At 69.6% G+C, this 24689-nt stretch carries 26 protein-coding genes; 7 read left to right on the top strand and 19 right to left on the bottom strand.

Annotated elements, in window-relative coordinates; translation table 11 throughout:
• Nucleotides 1–5: 5 nt before the first annotated feature.
• Complete coding sequence (locus ACFTWF_RS27050) at nt 6–905, bottom strand: DMT family transporter (protein ID WP_378464229.1); 900 nt, start codon at nt 903–905, stop codon at nt 6–8.
• An 83-nt stretch (nt 906–988) separates the two neighbouring features.
• Here ACFTWF_RS27050 and ACFTWF_RS27055 point away from each other — a divergent pair, with 83 nt between their 5' ends.
• Complete coding sequence (locus tag ACFTWF_RS27055) at nt 989–1885, top strand: LysR family transcriptional regulator (RefSeq protein ID WP_378464230.1); 897 nt, start codon at nt 989–991, stop codon at nt 1883–1885.
• A gap of 3 nt (nt 1886–1888) precedes the next feature.
• Here the strand turns inward: ACFTWF_RS27055 and ACFTWF_RS27060 are convergent, their stop codons facing one another.
• The 4 genes from ACFTWF_RS27060 to ACFTWF_RS27075 all read right to left on the bottom strand — a co-directional run bounded on the left by ACFTWF_RS27060 (nt 1889) and on the right by ACFTWF_RS27075 (nt 6231).
• Nucleotides 1889–2908 (bottom strand): sugar phosphate isomerase/epimerase family protein, encoded by a 1020-nt coding sequence (locus tag ACFTWF_RS27060; RefSeq protein WP_378464231.1) that lies wholly within the window; start codon nt 2906–2908, stop codon nt 1889–1891.
• 43 nt (nt 2909–2951) lie between these two features.
• A complete protein-coding gene (locus ACFTWF_RS27065) occupies nt 2952–4130 on the bottom strand; it encodes a Gfo/Idh/MocA family protein (RefSeq protein WP_378464232.1) in 1179 nt (392 codons plus the stop codon).
• A gap of 229 nt (nt 4131–4359) precedes the next feature.
• A complete protein-coding gene (locus tag ACFTWF_RS27070) occupies nt 4360–5424 on the bottom strand; it encodes a LacI family DNA-binding transcriptional regulator (RefSeq protein WP_378464233.1) in 1065 nt (354 codons plus the stop codon).
• A gap of 108 nt (nt 5425–5532) precedes the next feature.
• Entirely contained in the window at nt 5533–6231 is a 699-nt protein-coding gene (locus ACFTWF_RS27075; RefSeq protein ID WP_378464234.1) for a GntR family transcriptional regulator, read from the bottom strand.
• Nucleotides 6232–6323: 92 nt separating this feature from the next.
• On the opposite strand from ACFTWF_RS27075, the gene ACFTWF_RS27080 reads away from it, so the two are divergent.
• Complete coding sequence (locus ACFTWF_RS27080; RefSeq protein WP_378464235.1) at nt 6324–7511, top strand: AbrB family transcriptional regulator; 1188 nt, start codon at nt 6324–6326, stop codon at nt 7509–7511.
• Here ACFTWF_RS27080 and ACFTWF_RS27085 read toward each other — a convergent pair.
• Nucleotides 7439–8344 carry a phosphatase PAP2 family protein gene (locus ACFTWF_RS27085; protein ID WP_378464236.1) on the bottom strand — a complete coding sequence of 302 codons (906 nt, stop codon included), beginning with the start codon at nt 8342–8344 and terminating at the stop codon, nt 7439–7441. The two genes, ACFTWF_RS27080 and ACFTWF_RS27085, sit on opposite strands and share 73 nt — an antisense overlap.
• Before the next feature lie 139 nt (nt 8345–8483).
• On the opposite strand from ACFTWF_RS27085, the gene ACFTWF_RS27090 reads away from it, so the two are divergent.
• Nucleotides 8484–8918: a PAS domain-containing protein gene (locus ACFTWF_RS27090; protein ID WP_378464237.1), complete on the top strand. Its 435-nt coding sequence runs from the start codon at nt 8484–8486 to the stop codon at nt 8916–8918.
• Between the two features lie 115 nt (nt 8919–9033).
• Nucleotides 9034–10005 (top strand): non-homologous end-joining DNA ligase, encoded by a 972-nt coding sequence (gene ligD, locus ACFTWF_RS27095; protein WP_378464238.1) that lies wholly within the window; start codon nt 9034–9036, stop codon nt 10003–10005.
• Nucleotides 10006–10008: 3 nt separating this feature from the next.
• Here the strand turns inward: ligD and ACFTWF_RS27100 are convergent, their stop codons facing one another.
• The 10 genes from ACFTWF_RS27100 to ACFTWF_RS27145 all read right to left on the bottom strand — a co-directional run bounded on the left by ACFTWF_RS27100 (nt 10009) and on the right by ACFTWF_RS27145 (nt 21063).
• Nucleotides 10009–11772, bottom strand: coding sequence for an MOSC domain-containing protein (locus tag ACFTWF_RS27100; protein WP_378464239.1), 1764 nt, complete (start codon nt 11770–11772; stop codon nt 10009–10011).
• A 133-nt stretch (nt 11773–11905) separates the two neighbouring features.
• Nucleotides 11906–12124: a hypothetical protein gene (locus ACFTWF_RS27105; RefSeq protein ID WP_378464240.1), complete on the bottom strand. Its 219-nt coding sequence runs from the start codon at nt 12122–12124 to the stop codon at nt 11906–11908.
• 114 nt (nt 12125–12238) lie between these two features.
• A complete protein-coding gene (locus tag ACFTWF_RS27110; protein WP_378464241.1) occupies nt 12239–13459 on the bottom strand; it encodes a VWA domain-containing protein in 1221 nt (406 codons plus the stop codon).
• Complete coding sequence (locus ACFTWF_RS27115) at nt 13456–14103, bottom strand: SRPBCC family protein (protein ID WP_378464242.1); 648 nt, start codon at nt 14101–14103, stop codon at nt 13456–13458. The genes ACFTWF_RS27110 and ACFTWF_RS27115 overlap by 4 nt, the downstream gene beginning before the upstream one ends.
• A gap of 12 nt (nt 14104–14115) precedes the next feature.
• Entirely contained in the window at nt 14116–15003 is an 888-nt protein-coding gene (locus ACFTWF_RS27120; RefSeq protein WP_378464243.1) for an AAA family ATPase, read from the bottom strand.
• Nucleotides 15000–15923 (bottom strand): XdhC family protein, encoded by a 924-nt coding sequence (locus tag ACFTWF_RS27125; RefSeq protein ID WP_378464244.1) that lies wholly within the window; start codon nt 15921–15923, stop codon nt 15000–15002. The genes ACFTWF_RS27120 and ACFTWF_RS27125 overlap by 4 nt, the downstream gene beginning before the upstream one ends.
• Nucleotides 15924–15952: 29 nt before the next feature.
• Nucleotides 15953–18355 carry an aerobic carbon-monoxide dehydrogenase large subunit gene (locus ACFTWF_RS27130; RefSeq protein WP_378464245.1) on the bottom strand — a complete coding sequence of 801 codons (2403 nt, stop codon included), beginning with the start codon at nt 18353–18355 and terminating at the stop codon, nt 15953–15955.
• Nucleotides 18352–18936, bottom strand: a complete 585-nt coding sequence (locus ACFTWF_RS27135) for a (2Fe-2S)-binding protein (protein WP_378464246.1) — start codon at nt 18934–18936, stop codon at nt 18352–18354. The genes ACFTWF_RS27130 and ACFTWF_RS27135 overlap by 4 nt, the downstream gene beginning before the upstream one ends.
• 2 nt (nt 18937–18938) lie before the next feature.
• Entirely contained in the window at nt 18939–19844 is a 906-nt protein-coding gene (locus ACFTWF_RS27140; RefSeq protein WP_378464247.1) for an FAD binding domain-containing protein, read from the bottom strand.
• A 76-nt stretch (nt 19845–19920) separates the two neighbouring features.
• The gene (locus tag ACFTWF_RS27145; RefSeq protein ID WP_378464248.1) at nt 19921–21063 is read right to left on the bottom strand and encodes an XdhC family protein; all 1143 of its coding nucleotides are present in this window, start codon (nt 21061–21063) and stop codon (nt 19921–19923) included.
• 151 nt (nt 21064–21214) lie between these two features.
• Here ACFTWF_RS27145 and ACFTWF_RS27150 point away from each other — a divergent pair, with 151 nt between their 5' ends.
• Genes ACFTWF_RS27150 through ACFTWF_RS27160 form a run of 3 tightly spaced genes read left to right on the top strand, consistent with a single transcriptional unit; the run spans nt 21215 to nt 22484 of the window.
• Nucleotides 21215–21526: an ArsR/SmtB family transcription factor gene (locus tag ACFTWF_RS27150; RefSeq protein ID WP_378464249.1), complete on the top strand. Its 312-nt coding sequence runs from the start codon at nt 21215–21217 to the stop codon at nt 21524–21526.
• Nucleotide 21527: 1 nt separating this feature from the next.
• Entirely contained in the window at nt 21528–22091 is a 564-nt protein-coding gene (locus ACFTWF_RS27155) for an SRPBCC family protein (protein ID WP_378464250.1), read from the top strand.
• 42 nt (nt 22092–22133) lie between these two features.
• A complete protein-coding gene (locus ACFTWF_RS27160; protein ID WP_378464251.1) occupies nt 22134–22484 on the top strand; it encodes a VOC family protein in 351 nt (116 codons plus the stop codon).
• Between the two features lie 7 nt (nt 22485–22491).
• Here ACFTWF_RS27160 and ACFTWF_RS27165 read toward each other — a convergent pair whose 3' ends face one another.
• The 3 genes from ACFTWF_RS27165 to ACFTWF_RS27175 all read right to left on the bottom strand — a co-directional run bounded on the left by ACFTWF_RS27165 (nt 22492) and on the right by ACFTWF_RS27175 (nt 24572).
• A complete protein-coding gene (locus ACFTWF_RS27165) occupies nt 22492–22971 on the bottom strand; it encodes a sigma factor-like helix-turn-helix DNA-binding protein (RefSeq protein ID WP_378464252.1) in 480 nt (159 codons plus the stop codon).
• 123 nt (nt 22972–23094) lie between these two features.
• The gene (gene arfB / locus ACFTWF_RS27170) at nt 23095–23556 is read right to left on the bottom strand and encodes an alternative ribosome rescue aminoacyl-tRNA hydrolase ArfB (RefSeq protein WP_378464253.1); all 462 of its coding nucleotides are present in this window, start codon (nt 23554–23556) and stop codon (nt 23095–23097) included.
• The gene (locus tag ACFTWF_RS27175) at nt 23553–24572 is read right to left on the bottom strand and encodes an alpha/beta hydrolase (protein ID WP_378464254.1); all 1020 of its coding nucleotides are present in this window, start codon (nt 24570–24572) and stop codon (nt 23553–23555) included. The genes arfB and ACFTWF_RS27175 overlap by 4 nt, the downstream gene beginning before the upstream one ends.
• Between the last annotated feature and the right edge of the window lie 117 nt (nt 24573–24689).

Below are 24689 nucleotides of genomic sequence, written 5' to 3' on the forward strand. Positions count from 1 at the left end.
GACGTTCAAGATAGCAGGTCGACGGCTCCCGCGGTGGGTCGGACTCCGCGACCGCCGCCGTCGTCGGGAGGTGTGCGCGCCCCGGCCCGTGCCGCGCCGATGCCCGCCGCGACCACGAAGCCGATCCCGGCCACGGCCCACTTATCCGGAACCTGGTGCAACACGACGAGCCCGATGATCAGAGCGAACGCCGGTTCGAGGCTCATCAGGGTCCCGAACGCCGCCGTGGTGAGGCGTCGCAGGGCGAGCATCTCCAGGGTGAACGGCACGACCGGCAGCAGAATCGCCAGACCCAGCCCGAGGAGCAACAGTTCGGGTGTCATCTGTCCGAGCATCGACGGTCCGCCGACCACGGTCGCGACCACACCGGCGACCGGCATCGACACCGCCAGCCCGCTGATACCGGCGACCTCGTCGCCCACCCGCTGGGTCAGCACGATGTAGAGCGCCCAGCACCCGGCCGCACCGAGGGCGAACAGAACTCCGACGAGATCGACTCCCCCGGCCCACGGCTGCGTCAGGAGCACGACACCGACCGCCGCCAGCGCCGGCCACGTCAGGCGGCCCCGCCCGTGCAGGACCGCGACGCCGAGGGGACCGAGAAATTCCAGCGCACTCGCGGTGCCGAGCGGTATCCGCTGCACCGCCGCCATGAACAGCAACGTCACCGCCGCCGTCACCACTCCGAGCAGCACACAGGCCACGAGGGACGACCGCGTGAACGCCCTCGGGCGGGGACGCACGATCACGACCAGCAGAACCCCGGCCCACGCCAGACGCAGCCAGGCGGCGCCCTCGGCACCGACGCGATCGGACACGCCCACGGAGATCGCGAGCCCGATCTGCACGCACAGCATCGACGTGAGCGCCATCATCGCGCCGACATGGGTGGTGTTCCTGGTCATGCGAACATTGAAATCCCCGTCAACCGTTCACGTCCACGTGACTTTCATGGACACACCGTTCAGATATCACGGACAATGGAGCGGTGGACACCCGACGCCTGCATCTCCTGCTCGAACTGTCGCGACTCGGCTCCATGCGGGAAGTCGCGGAGACCCACCAGCTGACCACCTCCACGGTGTCCCAGCAGATCGCCGCCCTGGCGAAGGAGACGGGTGCGCAACTCGTCGAACCCGTCGGCCGACGGGTGCGGCTGACCCCCGCCGGACGCCGGTTGGCCGACCACGCCGTCACGATCCTGGCCGCCGTCGACGCCGCAAGGCTGGACCTCGATCCCCACGCCGAACCCGCGGGCACCCTGCGCGTCGGGGGTTTCGCGACCGGCATCCGCGTGTCGCTGCTGCCGGTCGTGGCCGAACTGGCCCGCACGCACGCGCGGGTGGACGTGGTGATCAGCGAATACGAACCCGTCGAGGCCTTCGCGTTGCTCGCCGACGACGAACTCGATCTCGCCCTGACCTACGACTACAACCTGGCGCCGGCGTCACCCGGCGCCGCACTCGAGGCTGTTCCGCTGTGGTCGACGCCGTGGGGGCTCGGTGTTCCCGCGCCCGCCGCCGACGGCACGCCGGCCGACGTCGCGGACTATGCGAACTCGACGTGGATCGTGAACTCCCGCAACACCGCCGACGAGGACGCCGTCCGCACCCTGGCCTCCCTCGCCGGTTTCACCCCGCGAATCGCCCACCAGATCGACAGCCTCGATCTCGTCGAGGACCTCATCACCGCCGGCTACGGGGTGGGCCTGCTCCCCGCCGGCCGTCCTACCCGGAGCGAGGTCACGGTCCTGCCGCTCGCCGACCCGAAGGTCGTGCTGACGGCATACGCCGTGACCCGCCGCGGGAGGTCCACCTGGGCGCCGCTGCGGCTGGTCCTGGACCGATTGACCGCAGGGCGCCGGGACCTCCCTCCCGCGACGTGATCGCTACCGCGCTGCCACGTCGGACGCGGCGGACGCGGCGGACGCGGCGTCCTGCAGTGTCTTCGCCGCGACCTGCAGCCCCTCGAGCTGACCCAGTTCGACGTCCTCGTGCTCGATGTTGACGGCCATGTCGGGGTCGACCTTCTGCAGGGCCGCGAGGAAGCGGGACCAGAAGTCGACGTCGTGTCCGCGTCCGACGGCGACGAAGTCCCACGCCGAGTCCTCGGGCCACTTGTTGACCACGTGCCTGCCACCGAGCCCGGTGGGGTTCTGGTCGGCAGGGATGCGGGTGAACCGGTCGTCGAGAACACCGTAGATCTTGCAGTTGTCGTTGATCCGGGTGTCTTTCGCGGCGGCATGGAAGACGAGGTCGCCGAGCCACTCGATCGCGGCAACCGGGTCGATTCCTTGCCAGAACAGGTGCGACGGGTCCATTTCCGCGCCGACGTTCGTCGCGCCGGTCTTCTCCACCAGACGCTTCAGGGTCGGCGGGTTGAAGACGAGGTTCTGCGGGTGCATCTCGATCGCGACCTTCACGCCGTTCTCGCGGGCGAGCGCGTCGATCTCCTTCCAGAACGGCACCGCGACCTGATCCCACTGGTAGTCGAGCGAATCGAGATAGCCGCTGTCCCAGGTGTTCACGTGCCACGCCGGCCACCGACCGCCGGGATACGCGGCGGGCAGCCCGGACATGGCGACCACCCGGTCGACGCCGAGCAGTCCGGCGACCCGGATCGCGTTGCGCAGATCCTCGGCGTCCTCGGGGCCGACCTCGGGGTCGGCGTGCAGCGGGTTGCCGTTGCAGTTGAGACCGGCGATCGCCACACCGGTCTCGTCGAACACCTTCAGGTACCCCTGCGGCGACACCTCGCCGGAGAGAAGTTCCTTCACGGGAAGGTGCGGGGTGCCGATGAAGCCGCCGGCGTTGATCTCCGCGCCGTCGAGCCCGAGTGAGGCGATGGTCTCCAGCGCCTCCCGGAGGGAGCGGTCGTGCAGGATGGCGGTGTACACACCGAGTTTCATGAGCGGTCCTTGAAATGTGAGGGGTCTTGCGAGGTGAGGTGGGTCAGCCGATCTTGACGGCTGCACCGTTCGAGCGGGCGGACTCCGCGACGGCGCTGACGATCTGCATGCCGCGCAGGGCGTGCGCGAAGGTCGGCAGGGGGCCCAGGTTGTCGATGCCGGCGATCTGGTCGAGGAAGGCGCGGGCCTGGTAGGCGAAGAACTCGGCCTTGCCGTGACCGACGCCGCCTGCGTCCATCGGCAACCCACCCTGGATGTACGGGTGCTGCGGTCCGATGATTACCCGTCGCTGCCCGTTGACGGTGGAGTCGAGGCCGTCGCTGGAAACGGAGAACTCCGCGGCGCGAGCCAGGTCGAACGCGGCCGAACCGGCCGTCCCGAACAACTCGAATCCGAGTCCGTCCGGAAGCTGGTGCGCGACACGGGAAGCGGAGAACGTACCGACGGCGCCGCCCTGGAATCGTGCGGTGAACGTAGCGAGGTCCTCGTTCTCCACGGGCGCCATCTCGCCGGTGGTCTCGGCCTTGGTGTGCCCGTACGTGACACCGGCCGGGACGGGACGCTCCGCGATCACCGTGGCGAAGGTGGCGCCGCTGATCTCGACGATGGGGCCGCACACGAATTCGGCCATGTCGAGCAGGTGGCTGCCGACGTCCGCGAGAGCGCCGGTGCCGGGACCGCCGCGGTACCGCCACGTGATCGGCGACGACGGATCGAGGCCGTAGTCGCACCAATAGTGCCCGTTGAAGTGGACGATGTCGCCGAGGCGGCCCGTCGCGAGTTCGTCCCGGATGGCCTGGATCGCGGGTGACCGGCGGTAGGTGTACCCGACCGTCGCGGTGGTGTCGGCATCCGCGGCGGCCGCGACCATGGATTCGGCGTCCGCGATCGAGCCCGCCAGGGGCTTCTCGCACAGCACGTGCTTGCCGGCGGCGAGCAGTCCTTCGACGATCTCCCGGTGCAACTGGTTGGCGACGACGACGCTGACCGCGTCGATGTCGGGTGATTCCGCGATCGCCTGCCAGCTGTACTCGGCCCGCTCGTAGCCGTACCGCTTGGCGGTGTCGTCGGCGACGGCCTCGTTGGTGTCGGCGATGGCAACCAACCGCACGTCGGGACGGTCGGTGCCGAACAGGGTCGACGCCATGCGATATCCGGCGGCGTGCGCTCGCCCGGCCATGCCGCCGCCGATGACGGCGACACCGATCGAGTTGGAGGTCATGAGTGAAGCCTTTCGATGTGGGGATCCTGCGGGTCGGACGAGTCGGAGATGCGTGCCGTAGGCCTCCGTCTAGTTCGGTCTATTTGACCGGTCTAGTAGAACTACTATGAGCTGAGTCACGCAGCGGTGTCAAGCCCTCGACCGCGGGCGGGTGCGCGAGACCGGACCAACGCCGGGCGCGACGAATCAACACCCCTGCGGGCGTTGTGAATTCAGGTGACGTCGGCGATCAGGACACGCCGGACCGGGGCCCCTCCACCGACGCGGAGACGGGACCGGTGGTGCGGCGCACCACGAGCCGCGGCCGCAGGACGATCGACGCAGGCTCGGTCCGACCCTGGTCGAGGCGCTCGATGACCGCGTCGACCGCCTTCGCGGCCTGTTCCCGGGGTTGCTGATTGACCGAGGTCAGATCGAGGTGCGCGAGTTGCGCCAACGTGCTGTCGTCGTATCCGGCGACCGAGACGTCCTCGGGAATCCGCAGTCCCACCCGCCGCAATTCGCTGATGAGCCCGATCGCACTGCGGTCGTTGGCGGCGATCACCGCCGTCGGCAGCTGCGGCCGCGCCAGGAGTGCCTGCGCCGCATCGGTGCCCGCACTGTCGGTGAAATCGCCGTCCACGACGTCGGCGCCGAGACCGTGCCGCCGCATCGCCCGCGTGTACCCGGACCGCCGGTCGGCCGCGATCGTGCCCTCACCACCACTGAGGTGAACGATCCGGCGATGCCCGAGTTCCACGACATGGTCGACGACGGTGCCGATGCCCTTGCCGTCGGCGGTGCGCACCGTGTCGACGTTGCCGCCGACGCGGCGGCCCACCACGACCACCGGAACCCGCTCGGCGAGTGCGTCCAGCACCGCGGTCTCGAGTTCGGCGCCGAGGAGGATCAGCGCCTCGCACCGGAAGTCGAGCAGTGTCTCGACGACCTTCCGCTCCCCGTGCGTCGGCGTGACCGCACCCAGCACCACCTCGTACCCGTGCTTGTCGGCGGCGGCGACCAGGTACTCGACCATCTCGGCGTGGAAGCTGTTGCGGATGTCGGCCATCACGCCGACGAGGTGCGTGCGCCGCAGCGACATCAACGCGGCCGTGCGGTTCGGCCGGTAACCCAGCTCGTCCGCGACGTCGAGAACGCGTTTCCGCGTCTCCGCACTCGGGCCGGCGACGCGCCGAAACACCATGGACACGAGGGCCTTCGAGACGCCCACCCGGTCGGCGATGTCCTGCATCGTGACGGTCTGCTTCGAGGTCGACGCGGGACCACCACTCCGGGCATCGTCGTCGCTTCGCATCTGCAGACCCTTTCGCTCACCGAGCACGAGGCACACCCACAGTATCCGACCGAGACCGAGAAACTAGACCGGGCTACCTCGTCGAGGGCCGCCTGATCGCGGTGCCGATTACGCGGTGACCAGGTCGATGGCGAGGGTCGATCCCTGCGGGTTGATGACGGCGTCGAGGATCGTCTTCTGCGTCTGCGCCAGGTGTTCGGTGCAGGCCGCGGCGGCAGCGGCCCCGTCGCCGGCGAGGATCGCACGGCAGATCGACAGGTGCTCGGACAACGAGACGTCCATGCGGTCGGGCTGGGAGTGGGCGATGTTGCGCAGCCGCTCGGTGTGGGGGCGCAGGTCCGCGACGGAACGGGCGAGTTGCGCGTTCCGGGTGTGCGTGATGACGGCCTGGTCGTAGCGTTCGGCGAGTGCGTAGAACCGGTCGCGGCGCGCATCGGACGGCGCTTCCTCGGCGATCGTCTCGAATCCGGTGGTGACGTCCTCGAACTGCCGCCTGATAGCAGCGTCCTGCGCGACGGCCTCGGCGACCATCCGCGTCGCCGCCGACTCGAGCAGGATGCGCAGCTCGAACAGGTCGCGAACACTCTTGATCGAGATGGGCGCGACCCTCGCCCCCTGCCGGTCGATGAGCGTGACCAGCCCCTCCCCCTCCAGCCGAAGGAAGGCCTGCCGGACCGGGGTGCGCGACGCCGAGAACCGCGTGCCCACGTCGATCGCACTCAGCGACTGCCCTGGCGACAGCACCCCGTTCAGGATGTCCTGCTTGAGCTGTTCGTAGACCTGGTCACCCTTGTTTCCCGCCGCCATGCATACATCGTAACGTCCGAGTTGGCATCTGTTAAGGTATACCTTCAAGTACACCATTAGACCGGGGCCTCGCCCCGGGAAGGCGTCTGCCCGTGAATGATCTGCGCTCCCCCGACCAGTCCACGCCGACGCGCGCCCTCGGGTTTCGGCGGCGCGGACTGCGCTGGACGGCACTGGTCCTGCTCTCCCTCGGCGGATGGGCCGCCGGCGAGAGCATCGGCCTCACGGCGGCGGGCCTCTTCTCGGCTCTGATCGTCGCGGCGACGCTTGCCGTCACCGGATGGGGACCGTCCCGCGTGCCCCGCCCGCTGGGAAAGCTCGCGCAGGGGGTGCTGGCCAGCGCCGTCGGACTCATGGTGCACCGGGAGACGATCGCCGCACTGGGCTCGCTGTGGGTGCCGGTGGTCTCGATCGCGGCCGCGACACTGGCGATCAGCGTGGCGGCCGGCGCCCTCCTCGCACTGCACCGGGACGTGGACGCCGTCACCGGATCCCTCTCCATGACGGCGGGCGGTGCCACCGGACTCGTCGCGATGGCGCGCGAACTCGGCGGCGACGACCGGGTCGTCGCGGTGGTGCAGTACCTCCGGGTGGCGCTCGTCGTGCTGACGATGCCGATGATCGTGACGTTCGGCTTCCGCGCGGACACCGGCGCCGACACCGTTCCCGACGCCGGCGGCGGGTCCGAATGGTACGTCGCGGCGGCGTTCCTGGCCCTGTTCATCGTCGGCGGGACGGCGGTGGCGTCACTCGTGCGATTGCCCGCGCCCGCCACCCTGGGACCGCTGGCCGTGAGCGCGGGTTTCGAACTCGGCGGATGGAGCGACGCGGTCACGGTCCCGCCGATGCTGATGACCGCCGCACTGATCCTCATCGGCTGGCAGGCCGGCCTCGCCTTCGACCGGGCGAGCCTGCGCGCGATCGGGCGAATCCTTCCGTATGCGGCCGCGCTCACCCTGCTGGTCGGGGCGGCCTGCGCGGGCCTGGGAGTGCTGCTCGCCCACCTCACCGGCGCGAGCCTCCTCGAGGCCTACCTCGCCACGACCCCCGGTGGCCTCGCGGCGGTGCTGGCCGTCTCGGCATCCACGTCGTCGAACGTCACGTTCGTCGCGGCCGCCCAGGTGCTGCGCCTGGTGATCATGCTCGTCACCACACCGATCATGGCGAAGGTCTTCGCGCACTTCGGTTCTCGCCGTCGCCGCAGGGCCTACGAGACGCCGACCGTCCGATCGGGCGACACCGCCGAGCCCGGGACGTCCCGCTCACCCCGGTCGCGCTGACCCCGGCCGAGACCCGCCGCCCACGAGGCGTAAACCAGTGACCCGGCGAGAACCGCGGTGCCGCCGAGCACGGCCCCGCCGACGACGTCCGTGAGCCAGTGCTCGCCGAGATAGAGACGCGTTGCGGCCACCAGCACGGTCAGACCACCCGCGAGCAGAAACAACGCCCACCGCCGCGTGGCCGGCAGGCCGAATCCGAGCATGACCGCAGTCATGCCGAACAGTGCCATCGCACCCGTGACGTGTCCGGACGGGAAGGAATGATCCGTCTCGAGCAGAACCTGCGTCACCACGGGCGGACGCTGCCGCCCGACCAGCGACTTGGTGACGGTGGACGCCGCGGCCGCCGCACCGACGGTTCCGATCAGGATGATCGCGGGCATCAGCGAATGCGCACGCCGGGACAGGACCGCGCCGGCGACGACCGCGAGGACGAGGGTGCCGACCGGGCCGCCGGCGTCGGTGACCGCGATCGCCGGTCCGGTCAGCCACGCCGAACGATGGTCGGCCAGCCAGCTCAGTACCGGATCGTCGGCTGTGGTCACCAGGCCCGACATCCTCACCTGGTAGGCGAGCGCACCGAAGGCGCCGGCCGACGCCACGACGCGCAGTCCCCTCGGCACCCCTGCCGTCCGGCCGTCCCGAGCGGCCGCGAGCCACAGTGACGCGACGAAGAACAGCGCGATGCATGAGACGAGAAGAATCAGCGCGACGGTGGCACCGTCTCCCTCCCGCACTTCTTCCACGGCATCGCGGCCGACTGCGATCAACCGGACATGCACGGACGTGCCCGCCCCACGGGCCTGGACCAGCTGTGTTGCTACTTCTCTCACATCTCGCAGTGTCGGCGCCCGTCGCTGTGGCGACGCTGAGAAGGCCGTCGGCCTTGCGCGGCAGCGTGTGCGGACCGCTGAATCGCCTACTGTGGCGACAACCGGGACGAACGGTCGGAATCGGTGAGAGGATAGGACTGTGAGCGCACAGGCAGAGTACGAGGAGAGACGCCGCCCGACCCCGGGGACCCCGCTGGGCTACCTCGAGCAGCTACCCGCCCTCGTCCTGCTCGAACGCCTGCCGGTTCCCGTTCTGGCGGTGGAGGACGACGGCACCGTCGTCCACGCGAACGGCGCGTTCGAGGAGATGCTCGGCCATCCGCTGGCGTCCCTGCGCGGCCGCCCGGTGTCGGAGCTGCTGGATCTGGACGAGACGGCGACGGGCGCCGACGCCGTGGAACACCTCCGCGAGAGCGCGACCACACCCGTGGATCTCGCCCACCAGGACGGATCGCGGGTGCGCGCCCTCATCAGCCGGCCGATCCTGCGCCGGCAGGACGATCCGGTGACCCTCGTCTGCTTCCACGACGTCACCGAACAGTTGTGGAACGGTGGCCGCGCGCCGGGATTCTGACCCGGCCGCCGCACACGCACGGACATTGGTCAGAAACCCGCGCAATTGCGCGGGAATCCCGCGAAACCGTCCGCAAACAGCGCGGCACGGATCTACGGCGGGTTAGGTTGACTGCATGGCGACCGGCAAGAGCAAGGCTCCCGCTGTCGAACTGGAGGTCGGCGACCGGACCGTGCGGATCTCGCACCCCGAACGCGTCTACTTCCCGGCCACCGGCGCCACGAAACTCGACCTCGCGAACTACTACCTGAGCGTCGGCGACGGGATCGTCCGCGCGTTGCGCGACCGCCCCTGCATGATGCACCGGTTTCCGGACGGGTTGAGCGGCGAGAAGGTCCACCAGAAGCGGTTGCCGCACGGCGCGCCCGACTGGGTGCATACGGTGCGGGTGACGTTCCCCCGATACAACCGCCACGCCGACGAACTGTGCGTGACGCACCCGGCGGACGTGATCTGGGCGGTGCAGATGTCCACGGTCGAGTTTCACCCGTGGAACTCGCGCCGCGCTGACGTCGAGCGCCCCGACGAGTGGCGGATCGATCTCGACCCGATGCCCGACTGCGGGTTCGACACGGTGCGGCGCGTCGCCGGGGTGGTGCACGAGGTGCTCGACGAACTGGGTGCCACGGGGTGGCCGAAGACGTCGGGCGGAAGCGGCCTGCACGTGTACGTCCGGATCCGGCCGGACTGGGGATTCGGCGACGTCCGGCGGGCCGCGCTGGCCTTCGCCCGCGAGGTCGAGCGCAGGTCGCCGCGGGACGTGACCACCACGTGGTGGCGCAAGGACCGGGATCCGCGCAAACTGTTCGTCGACTACAACCAGAACGCCCGCGACCACACCATCGCCAGCGCGTACTCGGTGCGCGGCGTGCCCCACGCCACGGTGTCGACACCCGTGACGTGGGACGAGATCAACGACGTCGATCCGCGCGAGTTCACCATCGCCACCGTTCCGGCTCGGTTCGCGGAGCTCGGCGACCTGCACGCCGGAATCGACGACGCCGTCTTCTCGCTCGAGCCGCTGCTGGAGTGGGCCGACCGCGACGAGGCCGCCGGCACGTCGGATCCCGGTGGCGCGGACGAGTAGCCGCTACAGGTCCAGGACCACGCCGTCCGCCGGGCGCGAGCAGCAGAGGAGCGTGTTGCCTTCCGCGGGTCGTTCGATGGGTTCCGGGTCGTAGTCCACGGATCCGGACAGCAGGACCGTTTCGCAGCTGTGGCAGACGCCGGTGCGGCACGACCAGCGTGTGGGCACGTCGCAGGCCTCGGCGAATTCGAGCAGCGTCCCGTGCCCCGGATCCCACGGCACGGTGAGCCCGCTGCGCGCGAACGAGACCGCCGGGCCGCTGCCCGGGCGTCCCGGCGGCGGGTGCGGCACCGGCGCAGCGGAATCGGGCGGAACCACACCGGGATGGAGGGAACCCTCCGCACCGAACGTTTCGACGTGGATCCTCGCCGGGTCGAGTCCGTGCTCGGCCAGCGCGGAGCCGAGGTCGGCCATGAACTCTGCGGGCCCGCAGAGATACGCCTCCGCGTCGTGAGGCAGACCGAGGCCGCCGATCAGTTCCGCGGACAGCCGCCCGGCGGTGGCGTAGTCGACACCCCGCCGGTCCGTGTCGTCGGGTCGGCTGTACGCGATGTGCGCGCCGCTGCCCGGCAGCCGGCGCAGTAGGTCCCGGCTCTCGTCGGCGAAGGCGTGCTCGGATCGGTTGCGGGCACCGTGGACCCACCACACGGGCCGGGCCGAATCCTGTTCTGCCAGTGCGTACAACATGGAGAGGACAGGTGTGACGCCGACGCCCGCGGAGACGAGCACCACCGGACTCGTGCCGCCGTCGAGGAAGAACGTTCCGCGGGGTGCTGCCACCTCGAGGATGTCGCCCTCGTGCACGCGGGAATGGAGATAGCGGCCTGCCGCGCCGTGTGGTTCCCGTTTCACACTGATCCGGTATTCGGGGGCGCCGGGGCGATTGGACAGCGAGTAGCTCCGGACCAGTGCGGCCCCGTCGTCGGGGTGGACGCGGAGCGTCACCGACTGACCCGCGCACCAGTAGGGCAGGGCCGTGCCGTCCGTGGCCGCCAGGGTGAACGAGAGCACGTCGCGGCTCTCCGGGTGCCTCCCGGTGACGGTCAGCGGCCGGAAACCGGGCCACGCCGGTGGCGGGCTGCCTGCCGCTCTCGACAGTCCGGTGTTTCCGCCCGCGCCCGTGTCGGCCTGGTCCAGCAGGCTCTGCAGCGACCCCCGCCACCCGGGGCTCAGCGCCGGGATGCGCAGGGCACGTTCGAGCGCGTCGTGGGGGTGGCCGGGCAGATACAGCAGCGCATCGATGTCGGCGACGGTCACCGCTTCCGGACCGGACGCGATCTTGACGATGTCCTGCCCTGCCTCGACCTGTCCCTCCTCGATCACCCGGAGGTAGAAACCGGGCCGCCGGTGGGACACGAGCAGCGCCGCCATCTGCGGTTCGTTCATCCGCATGCCCACCCGGTAACACGTCACGCGCGGCTGGGTGACCTCGAAGACCGCGGTTCCGATGCGGTAGCGATCACCGATGCAGACCTCGTCGTCGGGCAGGCCGTCGACGGTGAAGTTCTCGCCGAAGTTCCCGGGAGCGAGATCGGTGCGGCGCAGGTGCTCACTCCAGTGGCGGTAGGACTCGGTCTGGTAGACCAGCACGGCACGGTTCTCCCCGCCGTGGCCGCCCAGGTCGCCCTGGCCGTCGCCGTCGATGTTGAGCCTTCGGACCGTGCGCGGGCCGTCGACGGGCCACTTCCAGACACCCGTGTGTACCGTCCGCCCGCGCCAGGACACATCCCGGGGCATCCCGACATTCAGTGAACTGAGCGTAGCCACGGTTCTCGCCTCGCTTGGTTGGCAGCACTCCCGATCGACCCTGGTCGATCATCTGTCATCTCGCTCCGCGGGGCAACGACGAGACACGCGCCCCGGCCGTGGTGGCCGAGGCGCGTGTATGTCGGGGTGCTCCCTACCGGGGCGGCGGGGGCGGCGGAGGCGGGGGCGGCGGGGGGTTGGGGTTGCAGAGCTGGCAGCCGTCGACCGGCGGTTTGGGAACGGGCGCGTGACAGTCGTTCTGACACGGCCTGGCACCGGCGATCTCGGCCGTCCCCACCAGCGAGATCGAGAGCGCCGCGAGCAGCGCTCCGATCGCCGCGGCGACTCTGGCCGGCTTTCTGGTACTCGACATTGGGCTTCCTCCTGTGAGCTGAACTGCGGTGTGCTGCACCGTCTCCTCGAGTGTGCGGGAGGGGCGACACCGCGGGCAGGGACCCTCGGGGTGAATTCGCATCACCCCTCGGGCTCACCCCATCCGGCCGATCACGTCGAGCACGTCGCGCAGCGCCGACAGCGAATGTGCGGGGAGGAACGCATCGCAGAACGGCAGTGCGGCGGCCATCGATCCGGCGAGCGGCCGGAAGTCGGGATCACCGGCGCGGGGGTTGAGCCACACCACGCGGTGGGCGCGGCGGCGTACCCGGGTGAGGGCGTGGGTGAGTTGCGCCGGACCGTCGCTGTCCCAGCCGTCGGAGGCGACGAGGACGAGGGCGCCGCGCAGTGCGTTGCCGTGCGGGGACGCGAGCAGTTCACCCAGGCTGCCCGCGATGTGGGTGCCTCCGAATCTGTCGACCACCTTCTCGTTGGCCTTGCGGATCGCGGTCTCGGCGCTGCGGTGGGCCAGCACCGGGGTAAGTCTCGTCAGCGACGTGGAGAAGGCGAAGACCTCCGGCCTGCCCGCGGTTTGCCGTTGCACCGCCGCGCGCATGAGGTGGAGGTAGATCGCGGCGTACGGCTGCATCGACCGGCTCACATCGCACAGCATCACGATGCGCCGCGGGCGGTGACGGGCGCGGGTCCTGGCGAGCACCACCGACTCCCAGCCCGTGACCCGCGACCGGTTCATCGTGGCCCGCAGGTCGATACGCCGGCCGCGGCGATGCACTTCACGGCGCCGGGTGCGGCGGGACGGCCAGTTCGCGGTGGCCTGCTCCAGCCAGGACCCGAGAAGCCGGAGGTCGGCGGCATCGAACCGGGCGAAGGGTTCGTCGGCGCGGGCCACGAGCCGGCTGGGCAGGGTGTCCGGCACGGCCGTCAGGGCGTCCCGGAGGTCGTTCTCGCCGCTGTCGTCGCCGCCCGTCATCATCGGACGGGTCATCCACGGCACCCCGTCGGCGTCCTCCGCCGCACCGGGTCGGTCGCGCCCGTTGCGGACACGGGCCAGCGCGGGCTCCGGCCCCTGGGCGGCGTGGCGCCGCGCGATCGGGTCGAGCGACAGGAGGGCATCGTCGAAGACGGCAGCGAACACCGCGTCGAACGGCGCGAGGTCGTCGACGCGGTTGACGAGGGTCAGCCGCGCCGACCAGTACAGCCGCGACCGGGAATTCGGCGGCGACAGGTGCAGCGCCTGCACGAACACCGCAGGGCCACTTGCCGAGACCACGACACCGCGAGCGCGCAGCCTGGCGACGAGAGCCACCGCGAACGACGCGAGGTCGACGCCCCGCAGGAGGCCCGTCGCGCTCATCTCCTGCGGCGGCCCAGCACGAGGACGACCACGATTCCCGCGAGGACGGCAGCGAGAATCGGGGCGTACCGTTTCCAGGCGCCGGCGCCGGAGAGAGCCAGGAGGTCCAGCGCAGCCGGTTCCGCAGCCGGCGGGGCCACGGACAGCGTCGCGGCGCCGGCGGAGTCGGCGGCGGGCACGGAGGCCGGCTCTTCGGCGGGTCCCCCGGCGAGTTTCGCTTCCAGCGACTCCGCGAACTGCCCCATGAGTTTCTCCGACACCTGCTGAATCATCCCGCTGCCGAACTGCGCGAGTTTGCCGACGATCTTCATGTCGGTGTCGACGGTGACACGGGTGCCGTCGCCGACCTCGTGCAACTGGGCGGTGATCGTCGCGGACGCGTTGCCGGATCCGCGCGAGTCCCGTCCGCGGGCGTCGATCACTGCGCGATGTTCCTCCGGGTCACGCACCACGAAGGTGGCCTTGCCCTTGAATTCACTCGTCACCGGGCCGACCTTCACCTTCACCTTCCCCAGATAGTCGTCGCCCTCCCGTCCGGTCATCTGCGCCCCGGGGAGCAGCGGGGCCACCTGGTCGAGATCGCTGAGTACCTCCCATGCCTGTTCGATCGGTGCGCTGACGGTGAACTCGTTGGCAATCTTCATGACGGGAGCCTCTCATCCGGTGGCCAGGCCGTGGGCATACTCGGCGAATGCGTCCTGAACAATCGTGCGGTCGTCCGGGGTCTTGGCGAGCGCACTCAGGCTCGAGATCGCGTCGTCGCGAACCAGGTCCGCCACGCCGAGCGCCGCGAGTGCCGATACCCAGTCGATCGTCTCCGCGATGCCGGGCGGCTTGTCGAGATCGAGTTCGCGTGCACGGCCGACGAATCGCGTGGCGTGCTCGATCAGCGGCGCCGCCGCCGCGGGCACCGTGCGGCGCACGATGGAGGCCGCTCGCGCGGGCTCGGGATAGTCGATCCAGTGGTACAGGCAGCGCCTGCGCAGGGCGTCGTGGAGGTCGCGGCTGCGGTTGGACGTCAGCACCACGACGGGGTGGTGTTCGGCCGTGAACGTTCCCAGCTCGGGAACGGTGACCGAGGCCTCCCCCAGGAATTCGAGGAGCAGCGCCTCGAATTCGTCATCGGCCCTGTCTATTTCGTCGATCAGCAGCACCGGCGGCGTCGGTCCCCGATATCGCACACAGTGGAGGATCGGCCGCTGGAGCAGGAATTCCTCGGCGAACAGGTCGTCCTCCGTCAGGCCGTCGCCCCGCGATTCGGCCAGCCGGATGGTGAGCAGCTGACGCTGGTAGTTCCAGTCGTAGAGGGCCTCGTTCGCGCTGAGACCTTCGTAGCACTGCAAGCGGATCAGCGGTGCGCCGAGAACGGACGCGAGCGCCTTGGCCGCGGTGGTCTTGCCGACGCCGGGTTCCCCTTCGAGCAGCAGCGGACGCCGCAGCACCGCCGCCAGGTACAGCGCCGACGCCGTACCGAGATCGAGGAGGTAGTCCTCGGCATCGAAGCGCCGGACCACGTCCGCCACATCCTCGAACGCTGCCGTCATTGCGCTCCCGTCCCCCGCGCTTCCGTCTCCCGCACTTCCGTCTCCCGCGCGAACGACGCCCGGCAACCCGGACCGCAGAACCAGAAGTCGTCGCCGCCTCGACGCAGGTGCGCGGTGTCCGGGCCGACGAAGACGCTCATCCCGCACACCGGGTCGACCGCCTCGTGCACCGTGTCCCGGACAGCCGAATCGTGCTCGGGCGCCCGGAGTCCCGCGGTCCGCAGTTCGTGCACCAGCTCCGCGGCGATCGACACCGCGATCTCCGCGGACGTTCGCGCCCCGATGTCCAGGCCGACGGGGGTGTGCACCCGGGCCCGCTCCGATTCGGTGAGATCGAGGGCGTCGAGGATGGCCCCACCCCGGCTGCGGCTGGCGACGAGCCCGACGTACCCGACCCCGGCGTCGAGCGCCGCGCGGATGACCTCCGCCTCGGGCCCGCCGTGTCCGGCCAGCACCACCGCGGTCGTGCCGGTGAACCGTTCGAGCCCGGCGTCGTCGTGCTCGACGGAGAATTCCATCAATTCCGCGATGCGGGCCAACGCCTGCGCGATCGGTGTGGTGCCGTAGATCCGCACCAGCGGCGGCGGCAGTTGCGGCTCGAGGAAGATCTCCATGGCGCCGCCGGACAGGCACGGATTGACCACGACGGACGCGCCCGGCGCCTCGGGGAACTGCACGGCCCCGTCGGGAAGGATCCGGAGCAGCACACTCTTGTTGGAATCGAGCACGCCGAGAGCGGCGGTGCGCACCGAGTTCTGCGCGCACTGACCGCCGACGAACCCCTCGATGGTCCCGTCCTGCAAGAGGATCGCCTCGTCGCCGGTGTGGCTGGACGTGGGCGGCTGCGCGCGCACCACCGTCGCGTGGACGAACGGCCTGCGGTCGCGCACCAGTTGCGCCGCACGCTCTTTCAGATCCATCGGGCCTCCTGTCTCGACGGGGGCGACAATCAGATCGGCGGTGTCGCGCGGCCCTGCATGGCCTCCCACACCCGGGACGGGGTGAGCGGCATGTCGGCGTGCCGCACACCGAACGGGGCGAGCGCATCCACGACGGCGTTCACCACGGCCGGGGGCGAGCCGACCGTCGCGGACTCGCCGATGCCCTTGGCGCCGATCGGGTGATGCGGCGACGGGGTGACCGTGAAGCCCGTCTCGAGTTTCGGCACCTCCAGCGCGGTGGGGATCAGGTAGTCCATCAGCGATCCGCCGAGGCAGTTGCCGTCCTCGTCGAATTCGATGATCTCCATCAGCGCCATCCCGATTCCGTCGACGATGCCGCCGTGCACCTGCCCCTCGATGATCATCGGGTTGATGCGGGTGCCGCAGTCGTCGACGGCGAGGAACCTCCGCACCTTCACCACGGCGGTGCCGGGATCGACGTCGACGACACAGAAGTACGCGCCGTACGGGAATGTCAGATTCTCGGGGTTGTAGCAGATCTGCGCGTCGAGTCCGCCCTCGATGCCCTCCGGCAGATCACCGGCGCCGTGTGCCCGCATCGCGATGTCCTGGATGGTCACCTTCGCCGCGGGATCACCCTTCACGTGGAATTCGCCCTTCTCCCATTCGAGATCGGCGACCGAGGCCTCGAGCATCCCGGACGCGATGATCTTCGCCTTGTCGCGCACCTTGCGCGCCACCAGCGCCGCGGCCGCCCCCGACACCGGCGTCGACCGGCTGCCGTACGTGCCGAGCCCGAACGGCGTGTTGTCGGTGTCGCCGTGCACGACGTCGATGTCGTCCGGCGGAATTCCGAGTTCCTCCGCCACGATCTGCGCGAACGTCGTCTCGTGCCCCTGCCCCTGGGTCTGCACCGACAACCGCAGAACGGCCTTCCCCGTCGGGTGCACCCGCAGTTCGCATCCGTCGGCCATGCCCAGTCCCAGAATGTCCATGTCCTTCCGGGGCCCGGCACCGACGGCCTCGGTGAAGAACGACATGCCGATTCCCATCAGCTCACCGCGTTCGCGGCGTTCCTTCTGTTCCTCCCGCAACTGCTCGTAGCCGATCATGTCCATGGCCTTGCGCAGCGTGGTCTCGTAGTCGCCCGAGTCGTACACCCACCCCGTCTTGCTGGTGTACGGGAACTGGTCGGGGCGCAGCAGATTCTTCAGCCGAAGCTCCGCCGGATCCATCTTCAGGTCGAACGCCAGGCAGTCGACGAGGCGTTCGACCAGATACACGGCCTCGGTGATGCGGAACGAGCAGGCGTACGCCACGCCGCCGGGCGCCTTGTTCGTGTACACCGCCGTCATCGCGCAGTGCGCGGCCTCGAGGTCATAGCTGCCGGTGAAGACCCCGAAGAAGCCCGCCGGATACTTCACGGGCGCCGCGGTCCCGTTGAACGCGCCGTGATCGGCCAGCACCTTCGTGCGGATCGCGAGCATCTTCCCCTCGGCGGTCGCGGCGATCTCCCCGACCATGATGTAGTCGCGGGCGAACCCGGTGCTCATCAGGTTCTCGCTGCGATCCTCCATCCACTTCACCGGTTTGCCCGTCACCAGCGACGCGACGATCGCGCACACGTATCCCGGATAGATCGGGACCTTGTTGCCGAACCCCCCGCCGATGTCCGGCGACACCACCCGGATCTTGTGCTCCGGGATCCCCGAGACGAGCGCGTAGATCGTCCGGTGTGCGTGCGGGGCCTGGGAGGTGGAGTACAACGTCAGCTTGCCCGACACCCGGTCGACGTCGGCGATCGCGCCGCACGTCTCCATCGGTGCCGGATGCACCCGGGGGTAGACGATCTCCTGCTTCACCACCACGTCCGCTTTCGCGAACACGGCGTCGGTCGCGGCGGCATCGCCCGTCTCCCAGTCGAAGCAGTGATTGTCCGTCTTGCCGTCGAGGTCGTCCCGGATCACCGGGGCGTCGGGCGAGAGCGCCGCGCGCGCGTCGACGACGGGATCGAGCATGTCGTACTCGACGTCGATCAGTTCCAGCGCGTCCCGCGCCGAGTACCGGTCCTCGGCGATGACGAACGCGACCTCCTGGCCCTGGAAGCGCACCTTGTCGGTGGCCAGCACGGCCTGCACGTCGTTGGACAGGGTCGGCATCCACGCGAGGTTCTTCGCGGCGAGATCGGCGCCCGTCACCACCGCCGTCACCTTCGGGAGTTCCTGCGCCGCACTGGTGTCGATGCTCACGATCCGGGCGTGCGCCACGGGCGAACGCAGGATCGCCAGGTGCAGCATGCCGGGGAGGGTGATGTCGTCGACGTAGTTTCCGAGGCCCCGGATGAAGCGGGGATCCTCCTTGCGGAGCATGCGACCGTGGCCGCACGGCTTCTTGTCGTTGTCTACGACGTCGGCGTCGCGCGAGGGCGGACGCGATTCGACGGTGGTCATGACGGACTTCCTGTTGTCGCGTGTTCCTCGACGTTCATCGGAGCGCCCTCGGCGCCCCGCGTCGTGTCTTCCTGAACCTCCGCGTCGAAGTCGCCGGCCGGTTCGGGTTCGGCGGCTTCGCCGTCGCGGTGGTCCGCCGCCCACTGGATCGACCGCACGATCGTGGTGTACCCGGTGCATCGGCAGATCTGCCCGGAGATCGCTTCTCGGATGGTGGCCTCGTCCGGGCTGTCGACGCGGTCGAGCAGGGCCCGGGCCGTCATCATCATTCCCGGGGTGCAGAACCCGCACTGCAGTCCGTGGCACTGCATGAAGCCCTGCTGGACGGGGTCGAGTTCGCCGTCGTGTTCGAGCCCCTCGACGGTGCGGACGTCGTGGCCCCCGGCCATCGCCGCGAGCATCGTGCACGACTTCACCGGGTCGCCGTCGACGGTGACGACGCACGTGCCGCAATTACTGGTGTCGCAGCCCCAGTGGGTGCCGGTCAGGCCCAGTTGATCGCGCAGGAAGTGGACCAGCAGCATGCGCGGTTCCACCTCGGCGCTCACCGCTTCGCCGTTGACGGTCATGTTCACCTGCATGGCTATGCCTCTTCTCCGGTCGGTTCGTGCTCCACATCGCTGCGCAGCACCCGGTCGACCGCGGTGCGGAGTGTGCGGATGGTGAGTTCGGACGCGAGATGGCGTTTGTAGTCGGCGGTGCCGCGCGCGTCTCCCACGGGTTCGCAGGCCTGAGCGGCCATCCGGCCGGCCTGGGCGAAGGCCTCCTCCGAGGGCGGCCGTCCCGTCAGGTAGTCGGCGACGTCCGTGAGTCCGGACGGGTCCGGGTTGACGGCGGTCAGGCCGACCGCGGCGCGGGCGAGTTCGCCGCCCTCCACCGTGACGGCGGCGCCGGCCGCGGCGACGGCCCAATCCCCGGTCCGCCGTTCGACCTTGGCGTACGCGCTGGAGCTGTGGCCGTGGACCGGGACGACGATCTCGATGAGCATCTCGTTGTGCGCGAGGGCCGTCTCGTACGGGCCGACGAGGAACTCGGCCATCGGGATCTCGCGGCGTCCGCCGGGTCCGCGCACCACGCACGTGGCGTCGAGGACGCCGCAGACGGTGGTGAGGTCCTCGGCCGGGTCCGCCTGGCACAGCGACCCGCCGATGGTCCCGCGGTTGCGCACCACCGGGTCGGCGATCACCTTCTCCGCGTCACGGAACAGCGGGAACACCGCGGCGAGTTCGTCCGATTCGAGGAGGCGGCGGTGCCGCGTCATCGCACCGATCCGCAGCATTCCCGGCCCGGTGGTGATGTATCCGAGTTCGCCCTCGAGGTCGTTGATGTCGATGAGGTACTCGGGGTTCGCGAGACGAAGCTTCATCATGGGGAGCAGACTGTGGCCGCCTGCGACGAGTCGGGCTTCGTCGCCCAGCCGGTCCAGCAGGGCGATGGCGTCCTCGACGCCGGTCGCGCGCTCGTATTCGAAGGATCCTGGTACTTGCATTGTGACCTACCTCACAAATGTGGATCCTCTCAGCCTGCGCAAGAACCGGTGGCCCGTCAACCCCCGGTGAACCGCCCTATTCGACGCCGGATTCGACCGGTTCCTCGTGGTGTATCCGGCCCCTGGCCTCCACCAGCGGGCGTCCGGTGCCGCCCCACCGGCGGGCGATGATCTCGGCGGCGATGGACACCGCCGTCTCCTCCGGCGTCCGGGCACCGATGTCCAACCCGATGGGACTCGACAGCCGGGCGAGTTCGGCGTCGGTCAGACCGGCCTCGCGCAGCCGTTCCCTCCGGTCCAGGTCGGTTCTGCGCGACCCCATCGCGCCGATGAACGCGACGTCGGGAATGCGCAGTGCCGTCTCGAGGAGGGGGACGTCGAACTTGGGGTCGTGGGTGAGTACGCAGATCACTGTGCGGCCGTCGATCGCCCGGGCCTCGGCCTGGGCCGCGAGGTACCGGTGCGGCCAGTCCACCACCACCTCGTCGGCCGTCGGGAATCGCGCGTGTGTCGCGAACACCGGACGGGCGTCGCAGACGGTGACCCGATATCCCATGAACGCACCCTGCCGCGCCACCGCGGCCGCGAAGTCGATGGCCCCGAACACCAGCATGCGGGGCCGCGGAGCGTAACTGGCTACGAACACCTCCATGCCCTCGCCGCGGCGCTGGCCGTCGGCGCCGTACGTCAGCACCATGCTTCCGCCCGCCGCCAGCAACCCGCGGGCGTCGTCGGTGATCGCGGAATCGGCGCGCTCCGAACCCAGCGAGCCCGTCACCGCCTCGGGTCGGACCACCAGCCGGCGCCCCACCCACGAGTCGTCGGGATGCGCGACCACCGTGGCCACCGCGACCGGCCGATGCTCGTCGATGTCCTCGACGATCCCGGCCAGCTCCGGAAAGCTGTGCCGCGCCACCGGCTCGACGAAGATGTCGATGATTCCACCGCACGTGAGGCCCACCTCGAACGCGTTCTCGTCGCTGATGCCGTAGCGCTGCAGCACCGGGACCCCCGACGCCGCGACCTCGGTCGCGAGTTCGTACACGGCACCCTCGACGCAGCCACCCGACACCGAGCCGGATGCCGTCCCGTCGGGTGCCACGACCATCGACGCCCCGGCCGGCCGCGGAGCGGATCGGAACGTGCGCACCACCGTTCCGACGCCCGCCGTCCCACCCGCGGTCCACACGGCCATCAGGTCTGCCAGGACGTCCCGCATCAGCACCCTCCCAGTCGGGTCCGGCGTGGGATACACGCTCAGCTACAAGACTATCGCCGCGGCGGGTCCTGGTCGGGAGACCGGAGCGTCGCCGTCGCCCGGCGGTTACATTCCTTGACGCGTATATACGCGAACAGGCATACTCAAGGACATGGCACCGGACGTGTTCACCGTGGTCGCCGAACCGCAGAGGCGCAGGATCCTCGAACGACTGCGAACCGGCCACGCCAGCGTCGGCGAACTCGTCGACCACCTCGCACTGCCGCAGCCGACCGTGTCGAAACACCTACGGGTGCTGCGGCAGGCGGGGTTCGTCACCTGCCGCACCGCGGCCCAGCAGCGCATCTACAGCCTGCACCGCGAACCGTTCGACGAGTTCGACGCGTGGCTGCAGCCGTACCGCCAGCTGTGGACCCACCACCTCGACGCCCTGGGGCGGCACCTCGATTCGAAGGAGAACTGACATGACCGAGCCGGACGCACGACGCGACTTTCGTCCCGGCCCACTCCGCCACGCCGAGGTGAGCCGGGGCGGCACCCGGTGGGCCCTGACGTTCGTCCGCGACTTCGCCCACTCCGCCACGGCGCTGTGGACGGCGCTCACCGATCCGGGGGAACTCCCCCAATGGGCGCCCTACACCGCCGACCGCGACCTCGGATCGGTCGGACCCGCCACCCTGATCATGATCGACGGGGACCAGCGCACCGAACTCGACGGCACCGTCACCCGCGCCGACGCCCCCCGCGTCCTCGAACACGCCTGGGGCGACGACGTGCTGCTGTGGACCATCGAGGGAACCGACTCGGGCACCCGGTTGACGTTGCGCCACACGCTCGACGACCAGCGCACCGCGGCGATGACGGCGGCCGGGTGGCACCTGTGCCTCGACGTCGCGGAGGCCCTCCTCGACGGCAGCCCGGTCGGGCCGATCGTCGGCGCCGAGGCGATGAACCACGGCTGGCGCGAACTCAACGAGCAGTACTCCGCACGCCTCGGCGTCGAACCGATCGATCCGACGCTCCCCTGAATTCGGTGACGGCGGCCGCCCGGACCCCGGTACCGTCGATCCATGGGACTGCAGTGGGAAGCCGTGGTGGTCAACGCCGTCGATCCGACAGCCCTGGGACGATGGTGGGCCGACGCGCTGGGCTGGGGCGCCGTGACCGACTCCGACGGCGACGTCCACATCCGGCCCGAGGCCGACAGCCACCCGGAAATTCTGTTCGTGGCCGTGCCGGATCCGAAACAGATCCAGAACCGCCTCCATCTCGACTTCCGCCCCGACAATCAGGACGCCGAGGTCGAGCGGCTTCTCGCGCTCGGTGCCCGCCGCGCGGATGTCGGTCAGGGCGAGCAGAGTTGGGTGGTGCTCGCCGATCCCGAGGGCAACGAGTTCTGTGTGCTCTCAGGTCGACGCTGACGTCCGCTCAGGCCGCCGTCGCCCGTAGCGTCCGCAGGGCCTCGTGCTGCACGACGAGAACCCGGCCCACCGGCAGACCGAGCACACCCGCGGTGTCGTGGGCGGAGAGCCCGTCGATGACGCGCAGCAGGACGACCTCCCGGGCAATCGGGTCGAGATCGTGGAGCAGGCGCGCCACTTCGGGCGGGACGTCGGAACTTCCGGCGCCGGGATATCCGTGTGCGACCGTCCTGCTCACGATGCGGTACACCTCGCGGACGGGATGGTCGCTGCGGGCGAGGGACGGAAGTTCCCGCGCCACCGCGAGCAGTGCCTCCTGCGCGACCTCGTCGGCCGCCCGCCCGCCTTGCTGGGAATTCCCCACGCGCGTCCGGCAATAGCGCACTACCTGCGGCCACAGCGTCGTCATCATTCGCCGGACTGCCTCGTGGTCCCCCGCCGCGGCTGCCGCGGCCGCCGAATGCAGTTCCTCGTCAAGCACACTCATGTCGCCCTCGTTCCCCCGACCCCGCCGCACCCGGTGACCCGTCACGGCGCTTCCGTACTCATCTTCCGACACACGAGGAGTCGACACATCAGGGATGTTCCCCATTTCCCTGCGCGTAAACCACTACATGTCCGGCTTCTTCCGCAGGTTCTTGGTCTGGCCTCGTTGCTTCTTGGCCTCGAGTCTTCGCCGCTGCGACCCCTTGGTGGCCGTGGTCGGACGCCGGGTACGGGGTTCGGCCAGGACGGCCGCCCGCAGCAGCGCTGCCATCCGGGCCCGTGCCGCGCGCCGATTGCGCAGTTGCGAACGGGTTTCGGACGCGACCACGCTGACCACACCGTCAACGAGCCTGTGTCCCAGCCGAATCTGCATGCGCTCGAGCTGGGCGGGCGACAGCGTCGACAACGTCCACAGGTTCACCCGCAACTCCACCCGCGAATCGGTGGTGTTGACGCCCTGACCACCGGGACCGCCGGCGCGGGAGAATCGCCACTGCAACTCGGCGGCGGGAACGACCAGCGATCGTGTGATCTCGAGGTCGTCGGTGACGTCGCCACCGGGAAACACCGGAGGAACGTCGCTCACACTCCCAGCGCCCGAGCGAGCACCGGCCAGGAATCGTGAAGGTCGTCCTGCCAGTACCCCCACGAGTGTGTACCCGAGTTACGGAAACTTTCGGTTGCAGGTATTCCCAATTCTCCCAGGCGATCCGTGAATCGATGCGTGCAGTAGTTGGTCACCGCTTCGATGGGTCCACCCGCGTAGATCTGCCGGGCGAGCGTGGCGACATTGCCGTCGATCCCGGGACCGTCCAGGGTCTCGTGACGCCCCGGCAGCCCGTTGCCGTTGGAGAGAAACAGTTCGGTTCCCCGCAACTTGTCGGCATTGACATAGGGATCGTTGGCCGCCCACGCCGGATCGTCCAGCTCCCCGTACATGTTGACGGGACTGCCGTAACCGTAGTTGTCCATGGTGATCTTGATGAAGAGCTGACCGAGCGGGTCACTGGTGAGGGCGCAACCGCTGTAGGCGGCCACGCCGCGGAACAGTCCGGGAGCAGCGATCGCCAGCTGCAGGGCCGCGGTGCCCACCCGTGACATCCCGGCCAGCGCGTTGACTCCGTTGGTGCCGAGGGCGGCGTCGACCACCGGTGGAAGTTCCTGAGTCATAAAGGTCTTCCACTTGTTCACCCCCATCACCGGATCGGGGCTCTTCCAGTCCGTCCAATACGCGTTCTCGCCGCCGGAGGGGCTGACGACGTTGACGTTCCGATCCGAGAGGAACTCTTCGACGTCGGTCTTCTCCCGTCGAACCTCACCGTCGAGGAAGTACAGCGTGGGCCGCGGCGCACTCGTGTCGGCGGGGCGCTGGACGTGCACCGGCACGACCCGCTGCATCGACGCCGAGAAGACGTGCAGCGTCAGATGTCTCGGATCGATAACGGTGACGTGATCGAGCGTCGAACCGTTGGGCGCCGTCACGGAACCGAGCGCATGGCCGGTGTCGACGATCGGATCGGCGGTCGCGACCGCGCCGCCGAGTGCGAGGGACACCGCGGTGACGGCCGCGACGGCCGCTGTGCGCAGTTTCCCCCGAAACATGTGTCGTCTCACGACCGTGTACCGCCCTCCACCCGCACGAATTCCGGTCCCGGGGCATGCTAACAGTTCCCATCTTGCCGAGTAACGGAAGAGCCTTTCCGTGCGATGAACATCCGA

The organism is Rhodococcus sp. NPDC056960 (assembly GCF_042674125.1).
Lineage (GTDB): Bacteria > Actinomycetota > Actinomycetes > Mycobacteriales > Mycobacteriaceae > Rhodococcus_F.